This window comes from Chryseoglobus sp. 28M-23 (assembly GCF_014789785.1).
In the GTDB taxonomy this organism is placed as follows: domain Bacteria; phylum Actinomycetota; class Actinomycetes; order Actinomycetales; family Microbacteriaceae; genus Microcella; species Microcella indica.
The window spans coordinates 1885723-1902068 of record NZ_CP061846.1; the positions used below are offsets into that span (position 1 = coordinate 1885723).

Annotated in this window: 12 protein-coding genes and 2 pseudogenes; 2 read left to right on the forward strand and 12 right to left on the reverse strand. The window is 71.4% G+C overall.

The features are described 5' to 3' along the window. Positions 1-85: 85 nt before the first annotated feature. Together tsf and rpsB are read right to left on the reverse strand one after the other, a co-directional pair. Positions 86-913, reverse strand: a complete 828-nt coding sequence (tsf, locus tag IE160_RS09245) for a translation elongation factor Ts (protein ID WP_179872320.1) — start codon at positions 911-913, stop codon at positions 86-88. Between the two features lie 219 nt (positions 914-1132). Then, positions 1133-2104, reverse strand: a pseudogene (gene rpsB, locus IE160_RS09250) (30S ribosomal protein S2); the annotation flags it as partial. A 280-nt stretch (positions 2105-2384) separates the two neighbouring features. On the opposite strand from rpsB, the pseudogene IE160_RS09255 reads away from it, so the two are divergent. Further along, a pseudogene (locus IE160_RS09255) lies at positions 2385-2747 on the forward strand (peptidoglycan DD-metalloendopeptidase family protein); the annotation flags it as partial. Positions 2748-2898: 151 nt separating this feature from the next. Here the strand turns inward: IE160_RS09255 and IE160_RS09260 are convergent. After that, entirely contained in the window at positions 2899-3822 is a 924-nt protein-coding gene (locus IE160_RS09260) for a tyrosine recombinase XerC (protein ID WP_224744435.1), read from the reverse strand. A gap of 51 nt (positions 3823-3873) precedes the next feature. Further along, positions 3874-5994, reverse strand: a complete 2121-nt coding sequence (locus IE160_RS09265; RefSeq protein ID WP_191150892.1) for an MMPL family transporter — start codon at positions 5992-5994, stop codon at positions 3874-3876. Between the two features lie 144 nt (positions 5995-6138). Between IE160_RS09265 and IE160_RS09270 the strand changes: the two genes are divergently transcribed. Beyond that, positions 6139-6684, forward strand: a complete 546-nt coding sequence (locus IE160_RS09270; protein ID WP_224744436.1) for a MarR family winged helix-turn-helix transcriptional regulator — start codon at positions 6139-6141, stop codon at positions 6682-6684. Here the strand turns inward: IE160_RS09270 and IE160_RS09275 are convergent, their stop codons facing one another. The 8 genes from IE160_RS09275 to lepB form a co-directional block, all read right to left on the reverse strand. After that, positions 6685-7620 (reverse strand): phosphodiesterase, encoded by a 936-nt coding sequence (locus IE160_RS09275; RefSeq protein ID WP_191150893.1) that lies wholly within the window; start codon positions 7618-7620, stop codon positions 6685-6687. It abuts the gene before it with no gap. A gap of 33 nt (positions 7621-7653) precedes the next feature. Then, positions 7654-8952, reverse strand: coding sequence for a DNA-processing protein DprA (gene dprA, locus IE160_RS09280; protein ID WP_224744437.1), 1299 nt, complete (start codon positions 8950-8952; stop codon positions 7654-7656). Between the two features lie 8 nt (positions 8953-8960). Next, a complete protein-coding gene (locus IE160_RS09285) occupies positions 8961-10487 on the reverse strand; it encodes a YifB family Mg chelatase-like AAA ATPase (RefSeq protein WP_191150894.1) in 1527 nt (508 codons plus the stop codon). Beyond that, positions 10487-10837, reverse strand: coding sequence for a YraN family protein (locus IE160_RS09290; protein WP_179872338.1), 351 nt, complete (start codon positions 10835-10837; stop codon positions 10487-10489). The genes IE160_RS09285 and IE160_RS09290 overlap by 1 nt, the downstream gene beginning before the upstream one ends. 99 nt (positions 10838-10936) lie before the next feature. Continuing rightward, positions 10937-14410, reverse strand: coding sequence for a spermidine synthase family protein (locus IE160_RS09295; protein ID WP_191150895.1), 3474 nt, complete (start codon positions 14408-14410; stop codon positions 10937-10939). A 129-nt stretch (positions 14411-14539) separates the two neighbouring features. Continuing rightward, the gene (locus IE160_RS09300; protein WP_152583178.1) at positions 14540-14863 is read right to left on the reverse strand and encodes a DUF2469 family protein; all 324 of its coding nucleotides are present in this window, start codon (positions 14861-14863) and stop codon (positions 14540-14542) included. Positions 14864-14873: 10 nt separating this feature from the next. After that, a complete protein-coding gene (gene rnhB / locus IE160_RS09305) occupies positions 14874-15548 on the reverse strand; it encodes a ribonuclease HII (protein WP_191150896.1) in 675 nt (224 codons plus the stop codon). After that, positions 15545-16276: a signal peptidase I gene (lepB, locus tag IE160_RS09310; RefSeq protein WP_191150897.1), complete on the reverse strand. Its 732-nt coding sequence runs from the start codon at positions 16274-16276 to the stop codon at positions 15545-15547. The genes rnhB and lepB overlap by 4 nt, the downstream gene beginning before the upstream one ends. Positions 16277-16346 lie beyond the last annotated feature (70 nt).

Below are 16346 nucleotides of genomic sequence, written 5' to 3' on the forward strand. Positions count from 1 at the left end.
GACAGGCACCGACGACCGACGGTGCCGCAGAGACCGACGAAAGCCCCGGGTCTCGTGCAGACCCGGGGCTTTCGCGGTGATGACGTTAGGCGCCGACCTTGAAGCGGGCGAAGCCCGTCACGGCGATACCGGCGTCCTTGGCGACCTGCGCGACGGACAGCTTGTTGTCGCGCGCGTAGTCCTGCTCGAGCAGGGCGACCTGCTTGAAGAAGGCGCCGACGCGACCCTCGACGATCTTGGGCAGAGCGGCTTCGGGCTTGCCCTCGTTGCGGCTGATCTCCTCGACGATGCGGCGCTCGTTGTCGACCGTCTCGGCCGGAACGTCGTCGCGCGTGAGGTACTGCGGGTCGGCGAAGGAGATGTGCTGCGCGATGCCGCGCGCCGTCTCCGCGTCGTCACCCGTGTAGGAGACGACGACGCCGACCTGCGGCGGGAGGTCCTTGTTGGTGCGGTGCAGGTAGACCTCGAACTGGGAGCCGTCGACGCGGGCGACGCGGCGCAGCTCCATCTTCTCGCCGATGATCGCGGCCTCGGCGTCGATGAGCTCGGCGACCGTCTGGTCGCCCACCTTCGCCGCGAGCGCCTCCTCGGCACTCGCCGCGCCGGCCGCGCTCACGGCTGCGAGGACCGTCGAGCCCAGTGCGCCGAACTTGTCGCCCTTGGCGACGAAGTCGGTCTCGCACGCGAGCTCGATGAGCACGGCGTAGCCGTCTGCCTCGTGCGCCGCGATGAGGCCCTCGCTCGTCGAGCGGTCGGCGCGCTTCGCGTTGCCCTTCGCGCCCTTCAGGCGCAGGATCTCGACGGCCTTCTCCATGTCGCCTTCGGCTTCGACGAGGGCGTTCTTGGTGTCGACCATGCCGGTGCCGAGGCGCTCGCGCAGGGTCTTGACGTCTTCCAGGCTGACAGTGGCCATGGAGGGTCTCCTCTACTTCTCGTCGGCCGACGCGGCAGCGTCGGCATCGGTATTCTCAGCCGCCGGCTTCTTGGCGGCGGGCTTCTTGGCAGCGGGCTTCGCGGCGGGAGCCTTCTTCGCGGGAGCGTCGTCCTTGTCGGCGGCGTCATCCTTCGCAGGAGCGTCGTCCTTCGCGGCAGCAGGGGCCTTCGTGGCCGGCGCCTTCTTCGCGGCTGGCTTCTTCTCCGCAGGCTCCTTCTCCTCGGGCGCAGCCTCGGCCTCGATCTTCGCCTCGGCCTCGGCGGGCGCCTCGGGAGCGTGCTCCGGCTCGGCGTCGGTCGTCGGCTCGGTCGTGGCGACCGCCGCATCGGCGTCGTTCTCCTCGACCGTCGCGCCCACGCCCTCGGTCTGACCGGCGGGCGTCTCGGCCTTCCCCGCGTCGCTCGTGCCCTGCTCGAGCAGCTCGCGCTCCCACTCGGCCAGCGGCTCGACGGCGGAGACGTTGCCCTCGGCCTCGGGCTTCTGGTGGCGCTGGATGAGACCCTCGGCAGCAGCATCCGCGATGATGCGCGTCAGCAGCGAGACGGAGCGGATCGCGTCGTCGTTGCCGGGGATCGGGTAGGCGAGCTCGTCAGGGTCGGCGTTCGTGTCGAGGATGCCGATGACGGGGATGCCCAGTTTGCGGGCCTCGTCGATCGCGAGGTGCTCGCGCTTGGGGTCGACGACCCACATGGCGCTCGGCGTCTTCGTGAGGTTGCGGATACCGCCGAGCGACTTGTGCAGCTTCTTGAGCTCGCGGCTCTTGATGAGCAGCTCCTTCTTGGTGAAGCCCTGCGTCGTGTCGTCGAAGTCGATCTCCTCGAGCTCCTTCATGCGCGAGAGGCGCTTGGAGACCGTCTGGAAGTTGGTGAGGAGGCCACCGAGCCAGCGCTGGTTGACGTAGGGCTGGCCCACGCGCGTCGCCTGCTCGGCGATGGACTCCTGCGCCTGCTTCTTGGTGCCGACGAAGAGGATCGTGCCGCCGTGGGCGACCGTCTCCTTCGCGAAGTCGTAGGCCTGGTCTATGTAGGCGAGCGACTGCTGCAGGTCGATGATGTGGATGCCGCTGCGCTCGGTGAGGATGAAGCGCTTGACTTTCGGATTCCAGCGGCGGGTCTGGTGCCCGAAGTGCACGCCGCTGTCGAGCAGCTGGCGAATGGTGACGACGGCCATGGCCGTACTCCTTTGATCTCAGTTGTCGCTCTCTGACCGGTTGGCGAGAGCCCTGGTGCCCGGCGCTGCCTCCCACCCGCACGGTTCACGCCCCGCGCTAGCGGGGCCCGAGTGGGACTGAGGGAGGTGTGCGCCGTGGATGGGCACGCGAAGTCAACCGAACGAGCCGGTTGCGATGGTCAGCATATCACCGCTCCCCCAGGGCACGCACCGGCGGCCGGTCATCCACCGGTCCGTGATGCGGGGGGCCGGATGCCCGCTCGCGAGCCACTCTTTCGCCATGCGCTCTCTGCTCGCCCGCGTCGTCGCCGTGCTCGTGGTGGCGGGCGGGCTCGCGCCGGGCGCTCCTGCCGAGTGGACGTGGCCCACCGAGGGGCCGCGCGTCGTCGTGCGCCCCTTCCTCGCTCCCCCGACCCCCTACGGTGCCGGCCACCGAGGGATCGATCTCGCGGCGGCCGCGAGCGGGGTGCCCGTGCTCGCGGCGACGAGCGGCGTCGTGCACTTCGCCGGGTTCGTCGTCGATAGGCCCCTCGTGACGATCCGGTCTGGGGCTCTGCTCGTGACGGTCGAGCCCGTCGACCCGATCGTGAGTGCGGGTGACCGTGTGGTGGTCGGCGAGGCGATCGGCACGGTGCTGCCCGGGCACTGCGCACGGGCGTGCGTGCACCTCGGGGTGCGGCTCGCGGGCGAGTACGTCTCGCCGCTGCTCTACCTGGGCGGGCTGCAGCGGGCCGTGCTGCTGCCGCTCGAACCTGCGGCGCCCGCCGCGGCGTCGGGCGGTCCGTCGCGCGCGGTCAGGCGCGCGGGTGGGCGGTGCGGTACACGGAGGCCAGCCGCTCGGCGCTCACGTGCGTGTAGATCTGGGTCGTGCCGAGGCTCGCGTGGCCGAGGATCTCCTGCACGGCCCGCAGGTCGGCTCCGCCGTCGAGCAGGTGCGTCGCAGCCGTGTGGCGGAAGGTGTGCGGCCCCGCCGGTCCGCTTCCCCCACGGTCGGCGAGCAGCCGGGAGACGAGAGCGTAGACGCCGCGGGCCGACTCGCGCGCGCCGCGGGGGCTCAGGAAGAGCGCGGCCCCCGAGGCGGGCGTCGCGAGAGCCGGCCGGGCATTCTCCAGGTAGGCAGAGAGGGCGCGCTGGGCGGGCAGCCCGTAGGGCACGATGCGCTCCTTGGCGCCCTTGCCGAGCACGCGCACGGTGCGCCGCTGCGCATCGAGCCGGTCGAGATCGAGTCCGACGAGCTCGCTCACCCGCAGGGCGCTCGCGTACAGCACCTCCACGATCGCGAGGTCGCGCACCGCGACGGGGTCGTCGGTGGATGCTCGTACCGCGAGCTCGTCGAGCACCGCGTCGACCTGCGCTCGGCTGAGCACGCGCGGCAGATGCCGGTCGGCGCGCGGCGACTTGAGGCGGGCTCCCGCGTCGTGCGGCGCTCGACCGGTGCGCGCGAGCCAGGCGGTGAAGCCGCGCATCGTCGACGTGCGCCGAGCGAGCGTCGAGGCGGCGAGGCCCTGCTCGTTCTGCCACCACACCCACTCGCGCAGCAGCTCGAGGTCGAGCAGCGCCGGATCGGGCTCGGCACCGCATTCCTCGACGAACTCGGTGAGCGTCAGAAGGTCGCCGCGGTAGGCGCGCAGCGTGTGCGGCGAGACGCCGCGCTCGAGCTCGAGGGCGCGCACGTGCGCCTCGATCGCCTCACGCAGTGCTGTCGTCGGCTCATGCACGCCTCCAGCATGACCGCCCCGGGCCGGCGACCCGGGGCGCGACACGTCCCGCTATCGCGCGGCGACCGGCTCAGGCTCTGCCTCGAGGCTGCCGCTCTGCGCGTTCGCCCCGCGGGCCTCGGCCTCGGCGATCGTGAGCGTCGGCCGGCGGGGCCACCAGAAGCGGTCGCCCGAGATGAAGGCGAGCGCGGGCACGATGACCGTGCGTACCAGCAGCGTGTCGATGAGCACGCCGATGCACACGATGATGCCGATCTGGGTGAGTGTGATGAGCGGCAGCACGCCGAGCACCGCGAACACGGCGGCGAGCAGGATGCCCGCGCTCGTGATGACGGCGCCCGTCGCGGCGAGGCCGCGGATCATGCCTTCCCGCACCCCGAGGTGCTCAGCCTCCTCCTTCGCGCGCGTGACGAGGAAGATCGAGTAGTCCACGCCGAGCGCGACGAGGAAGAGGAAGCTGAACAGCAGCACGTTCGTGTCGATCGCCGGGAAGCCGAACAGTGGGGTCTGGAACAGGAACCAGGCGGCGCCGACGGCCGAGAAGAAGCTCGCGACGACGGCGATGAGTAGCAGGAGCGGCGCGAGGAGCGACCGCAGCAGAATCGCGAGCACGAGGAACACGAGCACCAGGATGAGCGGGATGACCAGGGCCTGGTCGCGCTCCTGCGCGTTCGCGACGTCGAGGGCTCGGGCGTCGAGACCGCCGACGAGAGCCGAGCCGTCACCCACGATGTCGAGCTCGGCGCGCATCCGCTCGATCGTGGCGAACGCCTCGGCGCTCTCCGGATCGGCCGCGAGAACGACATCGACCTGCACGATGTCGTCCTCCGACTCGCCGAGCGTCGCCTCGTCCACGCCCTCGACGTCGGCGAGCGCCGCGACGACCTCGTCACCGTCGGAGACCGGCGCGATGACCACGGCCGGCGACGAGCTGCCGGCGGCGAAGGCATCGGCAAGGATCTCCTGCCCGACGACGGCCTCGGGCTTCTCGATGAAGCGCTCGTTCTGCGAGAGGCCCACCTGCACGAACAGGAGCCCGCTCGCGAGCGCTCCGAGCGCCACGAAACCGGCGATCGCGACGGTGACGGGTCGCTTGCTGACGCCGCGACCCAGGCGGCCCCACGGGCTGCGCGAGATCGCATCGGGGGCGCCGAAGCGCGGAATGTAGGGCCAGAAGAGGCCGCGGCCGAAGAGCACGAGGGCGGCCGGGAGCACGAGGAGCGCGAAGATCATCGCGACGATGATGCCCGTCGCGCACGCGATGCCCAGCGCGCGGTTCCCCGCGAGCTCGGCGAACACGAGCGTCGCGAGAGCGAGAGCGACGGTGCCGCCGCTCGCGAGGATCGCGGGCCCGGCGCCGAACACGGCACGACGCATGGCCTCGCGCCTGTCCTCGTGCAGGCGCAGCTCATCGCGGTAGCGGGCGATGAGGAGGAGGGCGTAGTTCGTCCCGGCACCGAAGACGAGCACGGAGAGGATGCCCGTGACGGAGGCGTCGAGCACGATGCCGAGGGCGGCCGCGACGCGCGCGGCGATGATGCCGGCGAGGCCGTCCGCGATGCCGACGACCGTGAGGGGCACGAGCCAGAGCCAGGGGCTGCGGTAGGTGACGAGGAGGAGCACGGCGACGACGATGACGGTCGTCAGCAGCAGAGTGAAGTCCGCCCCCTCGAAGACGGCGGCGATGTCGACCTCGAAGCCTTCCGCTCCGCTCAGGTAGACGTCGATGCCGGTCAGCCCCTCGGAGGCGACCGCGCGCAGCTCGTCGGCGCGCTCGGCCTGCACGCCGACGTCGGTGACGATGTCGAGGGGAACGGCGACGAGGGCGACCGTGGAGTCATCCGACACCGCGGGCGGCGGCACGAAGTCCTCGGAGGAGAGCTCGGCCAGGTCGGTGGTGCGCTCCGTGATGGCGGCGATGTCGTCACCGTCGAGCTCGCCGGCCTCGCGCGTGAAGACGAGCAGCGCGGACGTGCCGTCGGCGCTCGGCAGCTGCTCCTGCAGCGCTTCGACCTGCGCGGCCTCGGCGCTGTCGGGCAGCCCGACGGGCGGTGCCGTCTCCTCCTCGTTGCCGGAGCCCGCCGCGAAGATCGCGACGGAGGCGGCGAGGGCGACGACGAGCACGATCCAGGAGGTGCGGGCGGCGGTGATGAACCGGAGCAGAGAGCGCATCGGTGAGGGGATCCTTCGCGGGGGTCAGGTGTGCCGGGCAGTCGAATGGTCGGTGCGCGCCGAGGGTGCGGATCGACGGTGGGATTGTACTTAGATCGTCGTATTACATGAACTTCGAGTCACAGTAGTCATAAACTGGTGGTCATGCAATCGTCCGAGCCCGCAGCACCGTCGATGGCCGCCGTGCGCCCGCCGACGGTGCTGCTGCGCGCGCTGCTGGACGTCACGGAGGAGTTCGAGCGCGCCCTCGGCTCGGAGCTCACGGTCAACCCGACCGACCTGCACGCCATGGAGCACCTCATCATGAGCGGGCCGCTGTCGCCGTCGGAGCTCTCACGGCGACTGGGGGTGACGTCAGCGGCGACGACGACGGTCGTGGACAGGCTCACCGCTCTCGGGCACGTGCGGCGCGAGCCTCACCCGAGCGATCGGAGGGGCATCCGCGTGGTGGCGTCGGAGGCGTCGACGGCGCGCGCGATGGGGCGCATCATGCCGATGATCGCGGGGGTGGACTCGGTGCTCGACGACTTCGACGAAGCGGAGCAGGCGGCGATCACCCGGTACCTGCAGCGCGTCGTCGAGCAGTATCGCGACCACGCGGCGCCCCGCGAGGGTGCCGCGACCGGTGGGGTCGTCAGGCCGCCCGACGCCGGCGATGCGCCGACCGGCGCGCTGACCGCACCGCAGTAGTCAGTCGTCGTTCGCGGCGGCCTCGTTGAGGTTGAGCGGTGAGTTCTTGCTGGAGAGGTTCTCGAGCCGTTCCGCGGCGGGCATCGCGTCGATCATGGGCCGGTAGGTGGCGGCGAACCCGGTCGCTTCGGGGAAGGACCCGACGGGCACGGTGGAGCTGACGATGCGGTCGTCGTAGACGTGGACGAAGTCGAAGGACTGCCCGCCGTCGACGCCGCTGAGGAGGCGCTGCGCGTCGGCGGCGAGGTCGAGGGTGTAGCACGTGGCGGCGGCGACGGAGACGGGGACGCCGGCGAAGGTGCTGTGGGTGGAGTAGTGCAGGTGGCCGCCGAGGATGCCGCGCACGTCGGTGCCCGCGATGACCTCGGCGAGGGCCGGCTGGTCGCGCAGCTCGAGCACGGCCATGACTTCGAGGGGGGTCGGCACGGGCGGGTGGTGGACGGCGAGGAGGGTGCCGTGCGGTGCCGGTTCGGCGAGGACGCCGCGCAGCCAGTCGAGCTGCTCGGCGGTGATCCCGCCGTGGTGGTAGCCGGGAACGGTGGTGTCGAGCGAGATGATGCGCAGTCCGCGCACGTCGTAGACGCGGTCTTGGGGCTTGTCGGTGGGTTCTTCGTCGAAGAGGAGACTCGCGTAGGGGGCGCGCTCGTCGTGGTTGCCCATGACCCAGATGAGCTGCGCGTCGAGTCGTTCGGCGACGGGTTCGACGGCGGCGCGCAGGCGCAGGTAGGCGTCGGGCTCGCCGAGGTCGGCGAGGTCGCCGGTGAAGACGAGCGCGTCGGGGTCGATGGGGCCGGCTTCGAGGCGGCGGAGTGCGTCGGCGAGGCGCTGCTCGACGGGCACGGAGCCGTAGAGCTTGCGGCCGTCGGCGAGGAGGTGCGTGTCGGAGATGTGCACGACGACGTGCCCTGCTGGCGGGTACTGCCCCAACTGCGTCATGGGGGAATGGTAGCGGCCCCCGGTGACCGGGTTTCAGGAACGCGCGCGCACCCAGCCTCCAGCGGGGGTGAGCGCGGCGCGGCCGTCGAGCTCGAGCGCGCCGAGGGCGGCGCGAACGCGGCTCTCCTCCTCTCCGACGGCGCGGGAGAGCTCGACGACGCTCTGGGCTCGTCGGGGTCGGAGCGCGTCGAGGACTCGCGTGTGGGCGGCGGGTTCCCGCGTGGTGCCGGGCGTCTCCGTGTCGCCGAGATCGAGGACGGCGTCTCCGCCGAAGGCGAGCTCCATGACCTCGGGCACGGAGGTCACGCACTGCGCTCCGCCGGAGCGCAGCAGACGGTGGCACCCGGCGCTCGCAGCGCTCGTGATCGGACCGGGGATGACGCCGACTTCCCGGCTGAGGGTGTCGGCGTGACGGGCCGTGTTGAGCGCGCCGGATCGGTAGCCCGCTTCGACGATGACCGTCGCGCGCGCGAGCGCCGCGATGAGCCGGTTGCGCTGCAGGAAGCGCCACTTCGTCGGTGAGGTGCCGCACGGCACTTCGGAGACGAGCGCGCCCTGCTGGGCGATGCGCGTCAGGAGCGCCTCGTGGCCACTCGGGTAGAGGCGATCGATTCCTCCCGCGAGCACCGCGATGGTCGCTCCCCCGCTCGCGAGCGCAGCGCGGTGCGCCATGCCGTCGATGCCGTACGCGCCGCCGGAGACCACGGCGACGTCGCGCCCCGCGAGCCCCGCGGCGAACTCCATCGCGACGTGCTCGCCGTAGCCGGTCGCCGCGCGGGCGCCGACGATGGCGACAGAGGGACGGGCGAGGAGCGCGACCGTCCCGCGCACCCAGAGCAGGTGCGGGCGGTGGGCACCCAGGTCCTCGACGGCGAGGGGCCATTCCGGGTCGCCGGGCACGAGAAGGTGCGCGCCGCAGTGCGCCGCCGACTCCAGGGCGCGCACGACGTCCCCGGAGCGAAGCCGCGGGGCCCAGCGGCCGAGGGCATGCTGCGCGTCATCGAGCTCGAGAGCGTGCTCGACCTCCGAGCCGAGCGCCTGCACAAGCGCCTCCGGTGCGGGCTGCGAGAGCAGGAGCTGTGCCGCCTCGACGGGGCCGAGCGCCTGCACGAGGAGCCCGGCGACGGAGTCGCCCGGTTCGACGACGACGCTCCAGAGCACGCGCGCGAAGAGCTCGTCCTGAGTGCGGCGCGCCGCTTCGGAGCTTTCCTGCTCACTCATCTCCTGCACGCTCTTCTCCTGCACTGTCGCAGCGCAGCGTCGCAGGGGAGCCAGCAGCGCGGCGATGCGCTCGGGGTCGAAGCCCCAGTCGACCGTCGTGCCGTCTTCCATGGTTGTCCTCACAGTCCTTGTCGCAGGTAGAGAGCGCGGCCGATGTGGTCGGCGCTCGGGCGGTCGGCTCCGTCGAGGTCGACGATCGACCACGCGATGCGCAGCACGCGGTCGTAGCCGCGCATGGTGAGAGCGCCCCGCTCGAGGGCGCGGTCGAGCGCGGCGCGATCGCGGGGCGCGAGCCTCCAGGTCGGCGACCGCAGCACCGTTCCCGGCACCGCGGAGTTGAGTGACCACCCGGCGCTCCCCCATCTCTCGCGTGCGCGGGCGCGCGCTGAGCAGACACGAGCGCGCGCGGCCGTCGTCGTCACCGCGCCCTCTCCTCCCGCCGTCATCTGGGCCGCGCCGACGCGGCGCACCGTGAGCCGCAGGTCCACGCGGTCCAGCAGCGGCCCCGAGAGCCGCCCGAGGTAGCGGCGACGCATCATGGGAGTGCACGTGCACGCCCCGTCGAGGGACTCGGCCTGGCCGCACGGGCACGGGTTGGCCGCGAGCACGAGTTGGAACCGCGCGGGGAAGCGAGCCACGGCTCGCGCACGGTGGATGGTGATCTGGCCGGTCTCGAGCGGCTGGCGCAGAGCATCCAGCACGGCGGCGCTGAATTCGGGCGCCTCGTCGAGGAAGAGGACTCCGTGGGCAGCGCGCGAGATCGCGCCGGGCCGCACGAGCCCGCTGCCGCCCCCGATGAGGGAGGCCATCGTCGCGCTGTGGTGGGGACTCTCGACCGGTGGACGCGTCACGAGGGCGGAACCGACGGGCAGGCCGGCGAGCGAGCGGACGGAGGAGACCTCCACCGCGGCGTCGGGCTCGAGGTCGGGCAGCAGCCCGGCCAGTCGCGTCGCGAGCAGCGTCTTGCCGGCACCGGGAGGGCCGAGCATCATGAGGTGATGGCCGCCCGCGGCGGCGACCTGCAGCGCTTCGACGGCCTCCGGATGCCCGACGACGTCGCTCAGGTCTCCCTCCTCCCCTGCCGGTTCCTCCGCGGTCGCCCCGACAAGCGGGTCAACAGGCACGGCCTCGAGCTCGGCACCATGATGGATGAGCACGTCCCGCAGGCTCGCCGCACCGACGATGCGGATTCCCGCGACGAGCCCCGCTTCGACGGCGTTGCCGCTCGGCACGACGACTGCTCTGGCCCCTGCGCGCCGGGCGGCCAGCACCGCAGGGAGCACCCCGGCGACGGGTCGCAGTCTGCCGTCGAGGCTCAGCTCGCCGAGGTGCACAACGCCCTCGAGCGCCTCCGCTGTCACCACGCCGGTCGTCGCGAGAGCAGCGACGGCGATTCCGAGGTCGAAGCCCGAGCCGTGCTTGGGCAGGGATGCTGGTGAGAGGTTGACGGTGACCTTGCGGTTCGGCAGGTCGCACCCCGAGTTGCTCGCTGCGGACCGCACGCGATCCTTCGCCTCGCCGAGCGCGGCGTCGGGCAGGCCGATGATCGTGAACGCGGGGAGTCCGTTCGCGAGATCGGCCTCGATCTCGACGAGCGCCCCGTCGACCCCGTGCAGGGCGACCGCGAGCGTGCGGGCGACGGGCATCAGCACACCTGCCGCACGTGCTCGATGACGACGCCGTCGCGGTCGGCGACCACCGAGATGGCGTCGACCCGCAGGCGGTCCACCGGGCCGTGCGCCTCGCACCACGCCGCCGCCAGCCGACGCAGCCGCGCGAGCTTGACGGGCGTGATCGCCGCCAGCGGATGCCCGAACCCGGCCCCCGACCGCGTCTTGACCTCCACGACCACTGTCGTCGCGCCCTCTCGGGCGACGATGTCGACCTCACCGATCGAGCACCGCCAGTTGCGGTCGAGGATCGTGAAGCCCTGGGCCTCGAGGTGGTCGACCGCGAGGTCCTCCCCGCTGCGCCCGAGCGCTTGCGTGCGTGTCATGCCCCCGAGAATGCCGAGCGCGCGGGCGCCGGGGGCGTCCTCGAGACGACCCGGGGCATCCCCCACCCCTCACGGGGCTGTGAGGGAGACGCCGCAACCTCAGCGCGGGGCGGACTCCTTCTGCGCGCCCCCGGGCTCGGCACCCTCCGGCTCGGCACCGTCGTCGTCCGCGTGCCGGTCGGGGTTCGTGTAATGCAGCACCGCCCACAGCGCGAGCGTGACGACCGCGAACGCGACGAGCACGACGAACCACGTTCCCACGTTCGAGATCTCGTCGATGCCGTCCTCCGTCGGCAGCACGAGCAGCGCGAACAGGGTCGCCGTCACGAGGAAGGCGCCGACCCACAGTGCCTTGGACCGCTGGAAGATCTCGCGACCCTCGAGGAAACCGAGGGGCAGGATCGCGACCGCCGCCGCCGTGAGGCCCTCCGCCGTTGCCGCCGCGAGGGAGTCGAGCACGAGCGCCGTGACCCAGTCGAGGCCGCCGGCCGTCGCCTCGGTGAGGATCGAGTAGCCGACCCACGCGAGCACCGAGATGCCGACCATCACGCCGAGCTGGGTGAGCACGGCGCGCAGGCGGTGCGGCGCGCCCACGCGCGTGACGATCTCGAGGCCGATGACGAGCCCGATGAGGAAGCCGGGCGAGAACTCGAGGAGGCGCGCGATGACGACGCCGATGAGCGCGAAGACGAGCGCGGCAGGCTGCAGCCCGATGCTCGTCTCGATGCGCCACGCGCGCCAGATGATCGCCCCGCTGATCCACGACGACACGTAGGTGACGAGGAAGAGGCCGATCGCGAGCGCGAGGGTCAGTCTCAGCGAGACGGCGTCGAACCCGAACGACGGGTCCATGAACCCGAAGATGACGCTCGTAAGCACGATCAGCACGGCGGCGGCCGCGGCGCGCGTGCGCGTGACCGCGGCGAACCAGTCGGTCACGCGATCGACGCCGCGCTCGAAGGCGGCGAAGCCCCGCCCGAACCGGCGCGTGTTCGCCGAGAGGGTCGAGTTGAGCAGCTCGGTCGGGAACGCCACGAGCAGGAGGATCGCGAGCGCGAGACCTCCCGCGGTCACCGTGATGATGGGGCTGCGGAAGATCTCGGCGGCCGTGGGAATCGCATTCGTCAATTCAGACGGTGCGGCGGGGTCGTCGCGAGCGATCGATCCGGATGCTCCGCCAGCGCGCTCGCCGACGCCAGAGTTCTCCTCCACCTCCTCGTCGACACCCTCCTCGAGCGGCTGCCCCGCAGGATCCAGAGGCGGCTCGACCATGACCGGGGTCGAGATCTCCGAGGGGCTGCCCCCCGGCGGCGTCGCGGTCGCGACGAGCGTGTGCTCACCCGGCTCGAGATCCTCCGGCACGACCACGTCGAGGGCGAAGAGCCCGCTCGCGTCCGCCACCGAGGTGCCGAGGGTGCGCGGCGTCGAGAAGATCTGGATCGTGACGGATGTGCCGGGAGGCAGCCCGCGCGCGGAGAGCGACAGCTGCTGCCCGGGTCTCAGGTTCTGCCCGTCGAAGCCCTCGAGCGTCCACGAGAACGGAGCCGGGGTGACGGCCGGCGTCGGCGTGGGAATGGGCGCGGGCGACGCGGCGGGGCCGGCCACGACGACCTCGACAGGGGCGGTGTATGCCGAGAATCCGTCGAAGGAGTCGCCGAGGCCTTCGTAGTAGAAGCCGGGATCGGCGACGAAGCCCTGAGACTGCTGCTGGGCGCGCACGAGAGTGCGGCCCGATGCGCCCGAGAACGAGCAGCTCCACGCGCCCTCGGTGTCGACGATGGCACTGCAGGCCCCTGGCCCGCCGAGCTCGCGCACGAGCACGCGGAATCCGGTCTCGCCCTCGCCACTCGCGAGAACCCGGCCGTTCGAGCCCGGGGCGGCCGAGAAGGTCGGAACCTCGGGAATGAGCACGAAGTCGTCCTGGTACTCGCTCTGCTCGAAGTAGTACGACTGGACGGCGTAGAAGTTCCAGATGCCCGGCTCGAGGTCGTCGAACACGCACTCCTCGACGGTCGCGGGCGACAAGGGCGCGGACTCGGGTTCGAAGCCGCCTCCGCCTTCGCCCTCGGGCGCATCGCCGCACGAGGCCACCGGGAAGCCGAACGAGTAGCCGCCCTCGCCGTCGGGCTCGACGTCGTAGACCTCGACCCCGACCCTCGAGCCCTCGAGACCCTCGGCCGTGACTCCCACCGAGGCAGCGCCGAACTCGTACGTCATGGTGGGAGGCGGCGGCACCACGCCGGGGGAGATGGTGGCGGCGACCGGTGCTGAGGCAGTCGAGATGCCGTCCCAGTAGTCGACAACCTGGCCGAGCACCCCGGGATCGTCGGAGAACCCGACGCTCTGGGCCACGGCGGTGTAGACCTCCCCGCCCGGAGCGAGAGGCGTGGTGCACGACCATTGACCCGTGACGGCATCGGCGACGGCAGAGCACGCGAAGGTCGACTCCGAGTCTCGGACGACGACCTCGACGTAGTCCAGCAGAGTGCTCGACTCCACGAGCTCCTCGGCGAGCAGGTCGATCGAGCCGCTGAAGATCGCGCCGCCGGGCACCGGCTCGACGGTCATCGTGGGCGTCGCCGGCACGTACACGGCATCGCCCCGGTCGCTCGAGTACGTCTCGTTGATGAACTGCACGGACGAGAACAGGTGGATGCCCGGGGGCACGCTCTCCACGAGGCAGACGACCGACGGGCCGTCCGTCGGAGGCACCTCGTAGTCGCCCGTCCACCCGGCCGGGCACCGCTCGCCGAGGGAACCAGCGCCGAACCAGTCCACGATGAAGCTCACGGAGACGTCGGTCTCGGTCAAGCCCGTCGCGGTCGCGGTGAGCGAACCCGGGGCGGTGGCGATCGACAACCCGTTCTGCGGCGGGGCGACGTTCACGGCGATAGCGTCAGGCTCGCCCCCCGGCCGTTCTGCCGTGCCGCCCTCCAGGTCGGTGGCCACGACCCGCACGGCCCACACACCGTAGTCCCCGAAGGGCACCGTGCACGAGAAGGCGCCAGACGCCGGCACACCGGAGAAGCAGAGAGACGTCTCGCTGCCGATGCCGACGTCGACTCGGTAGGCGAAGACCTCGACCGTGCCGAGCGCGGGCCCCGTGCCCGTGACCTCAGCGGAGAGGGTCGGGATCGTGAAGGCGTCGAGGTCGAACGGTGACGCGAGAGAGAGGTCGCTCGCCGGTGACCCGTAGCTCACCGTGACCCTGTTGCTCTCCGGGCTCGTGCCGTCGACGTCAGTCGACGTCGCGAAGAGCTCGTAGTCGCCGTACTGGCCTGCGGGCAGCGTCGCGACGCAGTCGCGGTCGACCGTGTCGGTGAAGACGCATCCCTCGGTCACGACGCCTGTCTCGACGAACTCGGCCCACACCGTCACCGTCTGCTCGATGCCATCCTCAACGTCGACCGAAACCGAGACGGAGCCGGTGATGTCGGTCGCGGCGGCGGAGATGACGGGGGCGAGAGGAGCGGCCTGCGCCGCGGAGCTCACCGCAACGACGCTCGCCGCCGCGAAGGCGGTCACGAGCACACTGGCGAGGCCTGCGCGGGCGCCGCGAGAACGGGTGGTCACAGCGATGTGCTCCTCGGGTAGGAGGACGGAGGTGACGCTCGTTCGGGTCAGCGTCTAGATCACAGTACGCCGGATCTGTTTCGCGCGGGTTAACTGTTCTTGGGGGGCGCGGGGCGCATCCCGATACCGCTACTCGTCGATCGCGAGCTCACGGGGCAGCTTGAGGTCCTTCTTGCCGAGCTCCTCCACATTGACGTCCTTGAACGTCAGCACGCGCACGCTCTTGACGAAGCGGTCGGCGCGGTAGACGTCCCACACCCACACGTCGGTGAGGGTCAGCTCGAAGTAGAAGTCTCCCGCGACCTCGCGCACGACCTGCTCGACCTCGTTGGCCAGGTAGAACCGTCGCTCGGTCTCCACCACGTACTGGAACTGCGACACCACGTCGCGGTACTCCCGGTACAGGGCGAGCTCGACCTCGCGGTCGTAGTCGTCAAAATCGTCGTCGTCCATCGGGTGCAGTCTAGACCGTCGCGTCGGGCGCGCCGTCGGCCGTCGCGGGGAGCTTGAGCCACGTGACCCGATGCCGGGGGCTCGGCCCGAACTCCGCGACCGCGGCGAGGTGCGCGGGGCTTCCATAGCCCTTGTTGCCGTCCCAGCCGAACTGCGGCCACCGCGTCGCATCAGCGACCATGAGCGAATCCCGATGCACCTTCGCGACGACCGACGCGCCCGCCACCGAGGCGCAGTCACGATCCGCCTTCGGCCTGACCCGGATGCTCGGTGGCGAGGTGAGCGCCGGCGTGAGCCAATCGTGGCTGCCGTCGAGCAGCACCGTCGAGGCACCCACGTCGATGCCCGCCTCGTGCAGGGCGATGAGGCCGCGGCGGGCGGCGAGGCCCAGGGCCGCGATGATGCCGTGCGCGTCCACCTCGCCCGGCTCGGCCTCCCCCACGGCGACCGCGGCCGCCCACTCGTGCACGAGGGGTGCGAGCAGCTCGCGCTTGGCGGGGCTGAGCAGCTTGGAGTCGCGCAGGCCCGCGGGAGGGGCATCCCCACCAGGGACGATCGCGCACACGCCCACGGCCACGACGCCCGCGATCGCACCGCGACCGACCTCGTCGCAGCCGATCACGACGGGGGCGCCCTCGGCGAAGAGCGCTCTCTCGACCTCGAGAGTGGGGTCGGCGACGGTCACTGCCGGGGGTCGACCCCGTCGAAGACGAGCGGGTAGTTGTCGAGCCAGCCCCAGCGCTCGATCGGCCAGCTGACCACGAATGCGCGCCCCACGACGTCGTCGATCGGCACGGGGCCGTTGATGCGCGAGTCGCTCGAGTCGTAACGGTTGTCGCCCATGACCCACAGCTGCCCCGCCGGGACGTCCTGCTGGAAGTCATTGCCGCTCACATCGACGCGCCCCTCGGGCAGCACGACGTAGGGTTCGTCGAGCGGCACCCCGTTGATGCTCAGCTGGCCCAGATCGTTGCAGCACACGATGCGATCGCCCGGCAGGCCGATGACGCGCTTGACGAGGTGCTCGTCGCTGTCGGAGGCGCTCAGGCCGACCAGGGTGAGAATCGTGTCGACACCCTCCTCGAGAGGCGAGCGCGGCTGCTCGGGCACCGGCGTCAGCCAGCTGCCGGGGTCGCGGAACACGATCACGTCGCCGCGCTCGACAGCCACGAGGTCGGGCACGAGCTGGTTGACGATGATGCGGTCGTTGACGAGAAGAGTGCTCTCCATCGACTCGCTCGGAATGTAGAAGGAGCGGATGAGGAACGTCTTGATGAGGAACGAGATGATGAGCGCCGCCGCGACGATCACGACGACATCGCGCAGGAAGAGCAGGGCGCTGCGCTGGCGCGAGCGCGGGCGCTCGGGCGCAGGATCGGATGCCGCTGCCGGCGGCGCTGTGTGCTCGGTCATTGCTCCCCAGGGTCGGGCTCCAGTCTAGGCATCGCCCGGTCGCGGAACGACGAAGGCCCCGCCGAAAGAT